This is a genomic window from Microbacterium sp. ACRRU (assembly GCF_022346945.1).
Taxonomy (GTDB): domain Bacteria; phylum Actinomycetota; class Actinomycetes; order Actinomycetales; family Microbacteriaceae; genus Microbacterium; species Microbacterium mcarthurae.
Genome location: NZ_JAKRNI010000051.1, coordinates 1 through 10,809 on the forward strand (window position 1 = coordinate 1; position 10,809 = coordinate 10,809).

Below are 10,809 nucleotides of genomic sequence, written 5' to 3' on the forward strand. Positions count from 1 at the left end.
ACCCCACCCGCATCACTTGCAAGGAACACCTATGCCCCGTCGCCTCCCCGTCCTCGCCGCCGCTCTCGGCACGCTCGCTCTCGCGCTCACCGCGTGCAGCGGCGGATCCACATCCGGCTCGGCCGAGCAGGGCGACGACCTCGGTCTGGTCTCCGGGGGCACCCTGACCGTCGCCACAGAGGGCACGTACCGTCCGTTCTCGTTCCACGACGAGTCGGGAGACCTCACCGGTTTCGACGTCGAGATCGCCGAGGCCGTCGCCGAGAAGCTCGGGCTGGAGGTCCGCTTCCAGGAGACCCAGTGGGATGCCATCTTCGCCGGCCTCGACGCGGGTCGCTTCGACGTCATCGCCAACCAGGTGTCGATCAACCCCGAGCGCGAGGAGAAGTACCTCTTCAGCACGCCGTACACCGTCTCGCGCGGCGTCGTGGTGACCACGGAGGACGACTCCTCGATCTCCAGCTTCGCCGACCTCTCGGGCAAGACCACCGCCCAGTCGCTCACGAGCAACTGGTACGAGCTGGCCACCGAGAGCGGCGCCCAGGTCGAGGCCGTCGAGGGCTGGGCGCAGGCCGTCGCCCTGCTGCAGCAGGGCCGCGTCGACGCCACCGTGAACGACCAGCTGACCTACCTCGACTACGAGAAGACCAACAGCCCGACGGGTCTGAAGATCGCCGCCGAGACCGAGGACACCTCGGAGAGCGCGTTCGCGACGACCAAGGACAAGCAGGCTCTCGCGGATGCCATCGACGGAGCGCTCGAGGAGCTCGAGGCCGACGGCACCCTCGCCGAGATCAGCCAGAAGTACTTCGGCGCCGACGTCACGAAGTAAACCCCCGGCGCACGCCCGCGACTCCCGCCTAGCGTGGGGGGCGCGGGCGTGCCGCGTTCGCGACAGGAAGGAGGGCGCGTGAACGACATCTGGACGCTGTTGCTCGATTCGTTCTGGCCCATGGTGCTGGCCGGGCTGCGGGGGACCATCCCGCTGTCGCTGGCGTCGTTCGCGATCGGGCTGGTGATCGCCCTCGGCATGGCTCTGCTGCGTCTCTCGCGCAACGTCGTGCTGCGCGGCGTCGCGCGGTTCTACATCTCGGTCATCCGGGGGACGCCGCTGCTGGTGCAGCTCTTCGTCATCTTCTACGGTCTGCCCGCGGTCGGGGTCGTCATCGACCCGTTCCCGGCGGCCGTGATCGCGTTCTCGCTCAACGTCGGCGGGTACGCCGCCGAGGTCATCCGCGCCGCGATCCTCTCCGTGCCCCGCGGCCAGTGGGAGGCGGCGCACGTCGTGGGTCTTTCACCGCGCAAGACCCTGACGCGGATCATCCTGCCGCAGGCGGCGCGCGTCTCCGTGCCGCCGCTGTCGAACACGTTCATCTCGCTCGTGAAGGACAGCTCGCTGGCATCCCTGATTTTGGTGTCGGAGCTGTTCCGCCAGGCGCAGAACATCGCCGCGTTCTCGTACGAGTTCATGGCGATCTACCTCGAAGCGGCCCTGATCTACTGGCTGTTCTGCCTCGTGCTCTCGGCGGGGCAGGGCGTTCTCGAGAGGAGGCTGGATCGCCATGTCGCACGCTGACGATGCCGTGACCCCGCCGGCGGGCCCGACGGGCGCGCCGCTGCTGCGGGTGCAGGGCCTGCAGAAGAGCTTCGGCGCGAACCGCGTGCTCGATGGCGTGGACCTCGAGGTCCGGCGCGGCGAGGTGCTCGTGCTGATCGGTCCCTCGGGGTCGGGCAAGACCACGGTGCTGAGGTGTCTGAACGGTCTCGAGACCGCCGACGCCGGCCGCATCGAGTACGACGGCGGGCCCTCGATCGACCTCGCCGGCCGCGTGTCCAAGGCGGATCGAGCCGCGATGCGGGACCGATCGGCGATGGTGTTCCAGCATCACAACCTCTTCCCGCATCTCACCGTGCTGCAGAACGTCATCGAGGGACCCGTGCAGGCGCACGGCGTTTCCCGAGCCGACGCCACCGCGCGCGCGGAGGCGCTCCTGGAACGCGTCGGTCTCGCCGAGAAGCGCGACGCGTATCCCTTCGAGCTGTCGGGCGGCCAGCAGCAGCGCGTGGGCATCGTCCGCGCGCTGGCTCTGCGCCCTGACCTCCTCCTCTTCGACGAGCCCACCAGCGCGCTCGATCCCGAGCTCGTGGGCGAAGTCCTCAAGGTGCTGCGCGGGCTCGCCGATGAGGGATGGACGATGATCATCGTCACTCACGAGCTCGCCTTCGCTCGCGAAGTCGCCGACGAGGTCCTGTTCTTCGACGAGGGCGTGATCGTGGAGCGCGGCGCACCCGCGACGCTCTTCACCCGCCCCGAGAAGGAACGCACGCGCCGGTTCCTCGATCGCATTCTGCGTCCGTTGGAGTGACCATGTCGCGGGTGTGCGAGCTCTTCGGCATCGATGTTCCGATCGTCCTCGGACCGTTCGGCGGCCTGTCTTCGGTGGAGCTCACGGCGGCGGTCAGCGCCGGCGGCGGTCTCGGCTCGTTCGGCCTCTACGGCTATGCGCCGGACCGCATCGTCGAGACCGTGCGGATGCTGAGGAGCTCCACCGACCGGCCGGTCGCGGTGAACCTGTGGTGGTCACGGGGCGACGAGGTCACCCCCGCGGACGTCGATCTCTCCTCCATCCGGGATGCCATGGCCGGGCTGTTCGCGGCCGCGGGCGTCGCGGTGCCCGACGTGCCGGAGGTGTTCTTGCCCGATCTCGCGGATCAGCTCGACGCTGTCTTCGCCGCAGTGCCCGACGTCCTGAGCCTTGTCTACGGCGTACCGGATGCCGAGACCGTCGCGCGCGCTCGAGAGCGCGGCATCCGCGTGATCGGCACGGCCACGTCGGTCGCTGAGGCCGTCGCTCTCGAGACAGCCGGCGTCGACGCGGTGGTGGCGACGGGGATGGAGGCCGCGGGGCATCGCGTGTCGTTCCTCCGCGACCCGGCGTCGTCGCTCGTGGGAACGTTCGCTCTCATCCCGCAGGTGGTCGATGCGGTCTCGGTGCCGGTGATCGCGGCCGGCGGCATCGCGGATCGTCGGGGTGTCGCCGCCGCGTTCGCGCTCGGAGCGGAGGGGGTGCAGGTCGGCACGGCGTTCTTGCGCACGCGACAGTCCGGCGCGACGGCCGCGCACCGTGAGGCGATCGCTGCGGCCGGCGACACCGACACCGTGCTCACGCGGGCGATGAGTGGACGGTGGGCGCGCGGCATCCCGAACCGCGCGGTCCGCGAGATCGAAGCGGCCCAGGCGATCGCGCCCTTTCCCGCGCAGAACTGGCTCACCGGCGTGTTCCGCGCGGCGGCCGCCGCGGCAGGGGAGGGCGAGCTGCTGTCGTTGTGGGCGGGGCAGGCGGCGGGACTCACCCGGTTCGACGAGGCCGCGGACGTGCTCGTCGAACTGCGCGCGGGGCTTCCTGGCGAGCGGGACTAGGCGGACGCGCGGATCTCGAACGCGGTGTCGTTCGTGGCATCCGTGTCGGTCTCCCGCGCCTCGACGCGCTCGACCCGGGCCAGCGGGGGCCCCTGGCTCGCCCAGGACACGATCGCGTCGACCGCGGCCGAGGTGCCGGTGACGCGGGCCTCCACGGTGCCGTCGCGCCGGTTCCGCACCCAGCCGGTGACACCGAGGCGTTCGGCTTCGGCGCGCATCGCCCAGCGGAAGCCGACGCCCTGCACGTGTCCACGGATGCTCAATTCGACGCTGCGCATCTGTTCATTGTGACCTCACCCGGTGAACACGGGGAGGACGAGAGAGAACGCCAGCCCCCACATGACGAGCGCGATGACCCCGTCGAGGACGCGCCAGGCCCCGGGGGAGTCGAGCCATCGCCCGAGGAAGCGTGCGCCGTAGCCGAGGGCGGCGAACCACACCAGGCTGGCCGCGGCCGCGCCGACGCCGAACACTCCGCGTTCCGCCCCGTGCGTCGCGGCGACGGAGCCGAGCAGGAAGACGGTGTCGAGATAGACGTGGGGATTGAGCCAGGTGAGCGCGAGGCACGTCAGGACCGCTGCCGTGCGGGTAGTCGTCGCCACCATCGTCCGCCCGCCGCGTTCTGCGGGCGGGGCCTCCGTCTCGACGCGCAACGCGGCCCCCGTCGGACGCAGGGCTCGGCGGGCGGCGAGCATCCCATAACCCACGAGGAAGGCGGCCCCGGCCCATCTCACGACGTCGAGAAGCCACGGCACCGCGGTGACGACGGCGCCGATTCCCGAGACGCCGAGCGCGATGAGCACAGCGTCGGACACGGCGCACACGGCGACGACGGACAGGACGTGCTCGCGACGCACGCCCTGCCGCAGCACGAAGAGGTTCTGAGCGCCGATGGCGACGATGAGCGAGAGGCCGAGCCCGAAACCGGCAGCGAGGGAGGAGAGCACGGTGTCGAGGGTAGGCGGGCGTCCTCCTTCAGTACAGTTCAGGATTCTGCAGCACCATTAGCATCGCTTCATGACGATTCCGTTCGAGCTCGCCCGCACCCTGGCGACCGTCATCGAAGAAGGAACGCTGGATGCCGCTGCCCGGCGGCTGCACATCACGTCGTCCGCCGTCAGCCAACGAGTGCGCGCTCTCGAGGATCAGCTCGGCCGTGTCGTCCTCGTCCGGTCGAAACCGGTGCGGGCGACACCCGCGGGAGACGCGGTGGTGCGTCTGGCCCGCCAGCTGGCCCTGCTCGAGCACGACGCGCTGGCAGCGATCGGTGCGGAGAGCGGAGCCGTGGCATCCGTGCCCCTCGCCGTGAACGCCGACTCCCTCGCGACGTGGTTCCTCGCCCCGCTGGCCCGTGTCGCCGAGCGGAGGGCGGTGGTGTTCGACCTGCATCGCGACGATCAGGACTTCACCGCCGGACTGTTGGAGACCGGTGTCGTGATGGCGGCGGTCACCTCCCGGGAGACCCCCGTGGCCGGATGCCGCGTGCGGAGCCTCGGGGTGCTGCGCTACGAAGCGGTGGCTTCCGCCGGGTTCGCGGCCCGATGGTTCTCCGACGGGGTTCATGCGGGAGTGTTGACCTCGGCGCCCGTCGTCGACTTCGATCGTCGCGACGACCTGCAGACCCGGTGGCTCGCCGGGTTCGACGTGCCCGTGGGAGCTCCACCGCGGCACCGCGTCCCGGCTTCCCAGGACTTCGCGACGGCGGTGGCGCTGGGGCTCGGATGGGGGCTGCTGCCCGAGTTCCAGTCCGCGGAGGGACTCGCCTCCGGTGCGCTCGTCCGGCTCGGTGGCGCACCGGTGGACGTTCCGCTCTTCTGGCAGCAATGGAACCTCACCTCGCCGCTGCTGGACGAGGTGGCCGACGAGGTCGTGGGCGAGGGGCGCCGCGTGCTGTCGCCGCGGCCGGTCAATCGTCGCTGACGCGCAGGACGATCTTCCCGCGCGTGTGCGCCTTCTCCAGCTCGCGGTGCGCCGCTGCCGCCTGTTCCAGATCGAACACGCGGTCCACGAACACGCGCACCGCCCCGGAATCGAGCAGGCGCGCGATGGTGGCGAGCGCGCCGCCGTCGGGGACGACCTTGTAGCCGGTCGAACGGATGCCGCGCGCCGCCGCCGCGTCGCGGAAGCCCGGCCAGGCGCCGGTGGGAACCTCGATCAACAGGCCCCCCGGCCGCACGACCTCGAGGGAACGGGTCCCGGTGTCGTCGGCGACGTTGCCGATGAGGTCGACCACGACATCCACGTCGGCGACGACGTCCTCGAACCTCGCCGTCGTGTGGTCGACGACCTCGGCGGCGCCGAGCTCACGGAGCCAGTCGAGATTGCGCGAGGACCCCGTCGCGATGACGTGCGCGCCGAAGTACGCGGCGAACTGCACCGCGAAGTGGCCCACCCCGCCGCTGCCGGCGTGAATCAGGATGCGCTGACCGGCGTGCGCGAGCGCCGTCTCGACCACGACGCCCCACGCGGTGAGGGCGGCCAGGGGCACACCGGCCGCCTCGACGTGCGACAGCGACGCGGGCTTGCGCGCGAGAGAGAGGGACGGGACCACCGTGTACTCGGCGTAGGTTCCCGGCGTCCGCGGGGTCGGCGTCATCCCGAACACCTCGGTCCCGGGCGGGAACGGGTGAGATTCGTAGGGAGCGGCGACCACGACGCCGCTGAAGTCGTACCCCAGCGTGGCCGGCCACCCGGTGATGGCACCGGCCGCACCCCGGCCCGCGCGTGTCTTGGCGTCGATCGGGTTGATCCCCGCCGCGACCACGCGGACGAGCACCTCACTGAGGATGGGGTCGGGTGTCGAGACGGATGCCACGCGCAGGGCGTCGGCGTCGCCCGGGGCGTCGAACACCACGGCGCGCATGGTCTCGGGGATGACGACCCCCGGCGAGTCGGCTGTGGCTTCGGGACGCGTCGATCGGAATCTCATCGGGCGTTCCTCCTCGGGGGTCACATCGACGGCGACTCCGCCGCGACCCCTTCAGTCAAGCGCGCGATTGTCTCGACGGTGTTACACCTCGGTCACCGTGTCGCGTCGCCCGGAGTGCAGGAGCCTCAGCGGCGTCCGGGGACCTCGCCGACTGCCAGGGCGTGCAGCATCGTCGAAAGGTGCTCGATCTCGTCCACGGACCAGTCCGCGAGAGCCTCGTGGAGTCGGCTCTCGTGCGGGGCGCGCGCCTCGCTCAGACGATCACGGCCGAGATCGGTCACCGCGATCAGCCGGGAGCGGCGATCGTTCGGGTCGGGCGTCCGGGTGACCAGTCCCATGCCCTCGAGGTCGCTGATGGCACGGCTGAGGAAGCCTTTATCGGCAGAGAGCCGTTCGGCGAGGGCGGACAGCGTCAGGGGGCCGAAACGGCTCACGACCGACAGGGTCTTGAACGTCGCCGGCAGCATGCCGGGGCTGACCCGTTCCGCCGCCTCTGAGACGAAGCGGCGGAACACGGTCATCAGTTCCGAGAACGACGACTCGAGCGCGTGCACGGCGGCCTGTCGCTCGGCGTCGGGTTCGCGGGTCACGTCACCCATCCTCCCCCACGGGAGCGTCGGAGCGGGGACGGCGGCGGGTCTCGGCATCCACCGTCGGAACCGTCCCCGTCGTCGACAGGGTCGCCATACCGGCGGGAACCGACACGGTGGCCAGGTCCGCCTCGCTCGCCGCGACGCGCTCGGACGTCGTCATGCGGGTGAGCGGACGGTTCGGCAGGAACACGATCGCGATGAGGCTGACGACGGCCACCGGCACCGCAATGAGGAACGCGTGCGCGATGGACTGGGCGTAGATGTCCTCGACGATGACGCGCACGACCTCGGGCAGGGTCGACACCTGGGGGATCGTGTCGGACTGCAGGGCCTCGGCAACGGGAGCGCCGGCCGCGCCGAGACCGACGATCGCGGTCTGCAGGTCGGTGGCCCGGTCGGTGAACAGGCGCGTGGCCGTGTCGGCGAGAACCGCGCCCATGACCGACACGCCGATCGTGCCGCCGAGGCTGCGGAAGAACGTCACGCCGGAGCTGGCCGCACCCATCCGGGCCGGGTCGGCGGTGTTCTGCACGATCAGCACGAGGTTCTGCATCGTCATGCCGACGCCCGCGCCGAGCAGGAACATGTACAGCGAGACCAGCGCGAAGTTCGTGTCGTAGTGGATGGTCGACAGCAGGTACGTGCCCGCGATGAGCAGCACTCCACCGGCGATGAGGAACGGCTTCCAGTGTCCGAAGCGCGTGATGAGGGCGCCGACGACGATGGATGCCAGCAGGAGCCCCGCGATCATCGGAATCGTCATGACGCCGGCCTCGGTGGGCGTGGCGCCGCGGGCCATCTGCATGTACTGGCTGAGGAACACCGACGTGCCGAACATCGCCAGGCCGGTCGCGATCGACGCGATCGTGGCGAGGGTGAAGGTGGCGTCGCGGAACAGCGTCAGCGGGACGAGCGGCTCGGACGAGCGCAGCTCGACCAGGACGAACAGGATCGCCGCGAGGACGGCGCCGCCGACCATGAGGAGCGTCTCGGTGCTGGCCCACTCGAACGTGCGCCCGGCGTTGGTGATCCAGATCAGCAGCAGCGACACGGCGGTCGAGAGCAGCACGATGCCGAGGTAGTCGATCTTGACCTTGCGCGGTGCGCGCGCGGGCAGGTGCAGCGTGCGCTGCTGGATGACGAGCGCGGCGACGGCGAAGGGCAGGGCGACGAAGAAGTTGAACCGCCAGCCGAAGGCATCCGTGATGACGCCGCCGAGCAGCGGGCCACCGACGGTGGCGACGGCCATGACGGCACCGAACAGGCCCATGTAGCGACCGCGCTCGCGCGGGCTGATGATGTCCGCCATGATCACCTGGCTGAGTGCGGCGAGACCGCCCGCGCCCAGACCCTGCACCGCGCGGAAGGCGATGAGCATGTCGGTGTTCTGCGAGAACCCGGCCGCGGCGGTGGCCAGGACGAAGATGCCGATGGCGACCTGGATCAGCACCTTGCGGTTGAACAGGTCGGCGAGCTTGCCCCAGATGGGTGTCGAGATCGCGGTGGTGAGCAGGGTCGCCGTGACCACCCAGGTGTAAGCGTTCTGGTCGCCCGAGAGGTCGTGGACGATCACCGGCAGCGACGTCGAGACGACGGTCGAGGCCAGCATCGACACGAACATGCCGAGCAGCAGCCCGATGAGGGCGGGGAGGACGCGGCGCGGTGCCGCGGTCTCGGGGACGGATGAGGTCATGCGGGACTCTCCAGGGGAGGAAGAAGGATGCCGCGACGACGACGGCGCGTTAGTTGACGAAGATCAACTATACGCCGATTGTTTGATTTCGGTCAACTATCCGTCGAGGAGCGCGAGAGCGCGGTACCTCTCCGTCGGTTCCGGGCGCCGCACCGGCACCCGGCCCGCGGTCGTCCGCCGGTAGAGCTCGTCGATGAGCGAGGTCGCCAGCCGCACGAGCGACGCGATCTCCTTCTCGTCGCGGTCCACCCACTGGCAGCGGGGCTCGTCGCCCACCGGCACGAAGCCGTCATGCTGCTCCCACGCGACCAGCGTGCGCTCGGCGCCGAGGACGTGCTGCTGCCACCACACCTGACGCAGATACGTGCGGGGGATGGAGCGCCACGCCTTGTTCGTCGTCTTGATCTCGGCCAGGACGATGCGCCCCTCGGCATCCACCACGACACCGTCCGGGGTCGCGAGGTGACGTTTCTCGACGACCGCGTGATACAGCGCGGACGAGGGCTGGATGCCATGCGTCGCGGCGACCCATGCCGCGATCTCGGGTTCGCGCCGACGACCGTGCGCCGTGTAGGCGTTACCCGAGAAGCTCGAGCCGAGGAGCTTGGCATCCGCCGCTCGCGTGATCGCGTTGGCGCTGGTGAGAGTGGCGACGTCGGTCGCCGTGATGCCGCGCGAGCGCGCCCGGATCCACGCGACCCGGTCGCGCGAGTCCGCGACGATCCGCGACTCGAGGTCGGCGCTGCGGGAGGCGACGAGCTCGGGGGACATACGTTCGACCCTAACCCGGTCGCGCGTCTGGCGCGTTCCTGCGTGGCGGCGCGTCGCGGGCCGCGGCCGCGCCGCGCCGAGATGACCCACCGTTCGCGAAATGACCCCGGACGGCGCGGGATCGCGGGTCGTCTCGGTGAACGGGGGTGATCGCGCGAGGGGTCGGCCGGGGCAAGACGCCAGGCGCTCCTCCCCAGGCCGGTGGGCGGCCGAGATGTCCACGGATGCCGGGGGTGGGGGATCGCGCGAACGGGTGGTGGCGGCACGATCGGGGGGATGCACAGGACGGTGGGTATCGGCATCCGGGGGGTGCCCTTGTTCACCCGCGCGGACCTGCTCGCACGGGATGTCACTCCCACCGAGCTGTCACGCGCGGCGGCCGGGGGCGTGTTCCTGCGGCTGCAAGCGGGTGTCTACGTCGAGCGCGCGGCGTACCTCGCGCTCCGGCCCGTCGAGCAGCATCGGCTTGCCGTCTGCGCCGCCATGGAGCAGACGCGCGGTGGTTCCGCCGTCGTCTCTCACCTCTCGGCGAGCGTGCTCCATGACCTGCCGCAGTACCGGTTCAGGGATCGGCCCGTCGACGTGACGGTCGCCGCCGACGTCGGAGCGACCAGTCGCAGAGGGCTGCGGCGACATCTCGACGCCATCGACACGGGCGACCTCACGACGGTCGCGGGCATCGCCTGCACGACCCTCGATCGCACGGTGTTCGACGTCATGCGCACGATGCCCCTCGAGGTCGCGGTGACCTGCGCGGACGCCGCACTGCGGCGTGAAGCGGTGGTCGGACGCCGGTTCGACCCCCACGCGCAGGAGGACTGGCGCGAACGGATGCGCGAGAGGGCTGCGCGGAAAGCGGGAGCACGCGGCATCCGGCGAGCTCGCTGGGTGATCGAGTTCGCCGACGGACGCGCGGAACTGCCGGGGGAGAGCGTGAGCCGGGTGCAGCTGTTCCGTCTCGGGTTCGTCGAGTTCGACCTCCAGGTGGCGGTGCCCGGGCCCCGCGGCGCCGACTACTTCGTCGACATCGCCTTGCCCGAGGCTCGAACGTTCTGGGAGTTCGACGGGGAGGTGAAGTACCGCGACCCTTCCCTGCGCGGAGACCGGTCGATAGAGCAGGTGCTCCTCGACGAGAAGAAGCGCGAGGACTGGATCCGAGGGCGCACGCAATGGCGCGTGTGCCGCGGCGGCTTCTCCGACATCGCGACCCCCGAGGTACTCGCGGCCCGGCTCGAGGCGTTCGGCGTGGCACCCATGCGTGGAGGACCGGTGGCGCCGCCGCCGAGATGACCCCTGTCTCACCACATGGCCCCCCATTCGCCCGAATGGCGCGTCATCTCGGAAACGGAGCGTCATCTTGCTGTACGTCAGCGCGGGGCAGGGCGCGACGTGGGGGCGGGGG

At 70.6% G+C, this 10,809-nt stretch carries 12 protein-coding genes; 6 read left to right on the plus strand and 6 right to left on the minus strand.

What is annotated here, in order from left to right; all coding sequences use genetic code 11:
* The first annotated feature begins 31 nt into the window (after nt 1–31).
* From MHY30_RS14520 to MHY30_RS14535, 4 genes are all read left to right on the plus strand, one after another.
* Nucleotides 32–832 carry an amino acid ABC transporter substrate-binding protein gene (locus tag MHY30_RS14520; RefSeq protein WP_239278609.1) on the plus strand — a complete coding sequence of 267 codons (801 nt, stop codon included), beginning with the start codon at nt 32–34 and terminating at the stop codon, nt 830–832.
* Between the two features lie 120 nt (nt 833–952).
* Nucleotides 953–1,576: an amino acid ABC transporter permease gene (locus MHY30_RS14525; protein WP_239278669.1), complete on the plus strand. Its 624-nt coding sequence runs from the start codon at nt 953–955 to the stop codon at nt 1,574–1,576.
* Nucleotides 1,563–2,366, plus strand: coding sequence for an amino acid ABC transporter ATP-binding protein (locus MHY30_RS14530; protein ID WP_275438536.1), 804 nt, complete (start codon nt 1,563–1,565; stop codon nt 2,364–2,366). The genes MHY30_RS14525 and MHY30_RS14530 overlap by 14 nt, the downstream gene beginning before the upstream one ends.
* A 2-nt stretch (nt 2,367–2,368) precedes the next feature.
* On the plus strand, nt 2,369–3,421 hold the full coding sequence (locus MHY30_RS14535; RefSeq protein WP_239278611.1) for a nitronate monooxygenase family protein: 1,053 nt from the start codon (nt 2,369–2,371) through the stop codon (nt 3,419–3,421).
* On the opposite strand, the gene MHY30_RS14540 is transcribed toward MHY30_RS14535, so the two are convergent.
* On the minus strand, nt 3,418–3,699 hold the full coding sequence (locus tag MHY30_RS14540; protein ID WP_239278613.1) for an acylphosphatase: 282 nt from the start codon (nt 3,697–3,699) through the stop codon (nt 3,418–3,420). The genes MHY30_RS14535 and MHY30_RS14540 overlap by 4 nt on opposite strands.
* A 15-nt stretch (nt 3,700–3,714) precedes the next feature.
* The gene (locus MHY30_RS14545) at nt 3,715–4,368 is read right to left on the minus strand and encodes a LysE/ArgO family amino acid transporter (RefSeq protein WP_239278615.1); all 654 of its coding nucleotides are present in this window, start codon (nt 4,366–4,368) and stop codon (nt 3,715–3,717) included.
* Nucleotides 4,369–4,438: 70 nt separating this feature from the next.
* Here MHY30_RS14545 and MHY30_RS14550 point away from each other — a divergent pair, with 70 nt between their 5' ends.
* Nucleotides 4,439–5,341 carry a LysR family transcriptional regulator ArgP gene (locus tag MHY30_RS14550; protein WP_239278617.1) on the plus strand — a complete coding sequence of 301 codons (903 nt, stop codon included), beginning with the start codon at nt 4,439–4,441 and terminating at the stop codon, nt 5,339–5,341.
* Here the strand turns inward: MHY30_RS14550 and MHY30_RS14555 are convergent.
* The 4 genes from MHY30_RS14555 to MHY30_RS14570 form a co-directional block, all read right to left on the minus strand.
* Entirely contained in the window at nt 5,328–6,350 is a 1,023-nt protein-coding gene (locus MHY30_RS14555; RefSeq protein WP_239278619.1) for an NADP-dependent oxidoreductase, read from the minus strand. The genes MHY30_RS14550 and MHY30_RS14555 overlap by 14 nt on opposite strands.
* A gap of 125 nt (nt 6,351–6,475) precedes the next feature.
* The gene (locus MHY30_RS14560) at nt 6,476–6,949 is read right to left on the minus strand and encodes a MarR family winged helix-turn-helix transcriptional regulator (protein ID WP_239278621.1); all 474 of its coding nucleotides are present in this window, start codon (nt 6,947–6,949) and stop codon (nt 6,476–6,478) included.
* Nucleotides 6,942–8,636 (minus strand): MDR family MFS transporter, encoded by a 1,695-nt coding sequence (locus tag MHY30_RS14565; protein WP_239278623.1) that lies wholly within the window; start codon nt 8,634–8,636, stop codon nt 6,942–6,944. Before MHY30_RS14565 ends, MHY30_RS14560 begins: the two co-directional genes overlap by 8 nt.
* A gap of 96 nt (nt 8,637–8,732) precedes the next feature.
* Entirely contained in the window at nt 8,733–9,407 is a 675-nt protein-coding gene (locus MHY30_RS14570) for a YqaJ viral recombinase family protein (protein ID WP_239278641.1), read from the minus strand.
* 276 nt (nt 9,408–9,683) lie between these two features.
* Between MHY30_RS14570 and MHY30_RS14575 the strand changes: the two genes are divergently transcribed.
* Nucleotides 9,684–10,697, plus strand: coding sequence for a hypothetical protein (locus MHY30_RS14575; RefSeq protein ID WP_239278651.1), 1,014 nt, complete (start codon nt 9,684–9,686; stop codon nt 10,695–10,697).
* Nucleotides 10,698–10,809: the final 112 nt, after the last annotated feature.

Coding starts and splice junctions, on each gene's coding strand:
- MHY30_RS14550 (WP_239278617.1), top strand. CDS start 4,439: ATGACGATTCCGTTCGAGCTCGCCCGCACCCTGGCGACCGTCATCGAA.
- MHY30_RS14565 (WP_239278623.1), bottom strand. CDS start 8,636: ATGACCTCATCCGTCCCCGAGACCGCGGCACCGCGCCGCGTCCTCCCC.
- MHY30_RS14570 (WP_239278641.1), bottom strand. CDS start 9,407: ATGTCCCCCGAGCTCGTCGCCTCCCGCAGCGCCGACCTCGAGTCGCGG.
- MHY30_RS14520 (WP_239278609.1), top strand. CDS start 32: ATGCCCCGTCGCCTCCCCGTCCTCGCCGCCGCTCTCGGCACGCTCGCT.
- MHY30_RS14575 (WP_239278651.1), top strand. CDS start 9,684: ATGCACAGGACGGTGGGTATCGGCATCCGGGGGGTGCCCTTGTTCACC.
- MHY30_RS14555 (WP_239278619.1), bottom strand. CDS start 6,350: ATGAGATTCCGATCGACGCGTCCCGAAGCCACAGCCGACTCGCCGGGG.
- MHY30_RS14530 (WP_275438536.1), top strand. CDS start 1,563: ATGTCGCACGCTGACGATGCCGTGACCCCGCCGGCGGGCCCGACGGGC.
- MHY30_RS14525 (WP_239278669.1), top strand. CDS start 953: ATGGTGCTGGCCGGGCTGCGGGGGACCATCCCGCTGTCGCTGGCGTCG.
- MHY30_RS14540 (WP_239278613.1), bottom strand. CDS start 3,699: ATGCGCAGCGTCGAATTGAGCATCCGTGGACACGTGCAGGGCGTCGGC.
- MHY30_RS14535 (WP_239278611.1), top strand. CDS start 2,369: ATGTCGCGGGTGTGCGAGCTCTTCGGCATCGATGTTCCGATCGTCCTC.
- MHY30_RS14560 (WP_239278621.1), bottom strand. CDS start 6,949: ATGGGTGACGTGACCCGCGAACCCGACGCCGAGCGACAGGCCGCCGTG.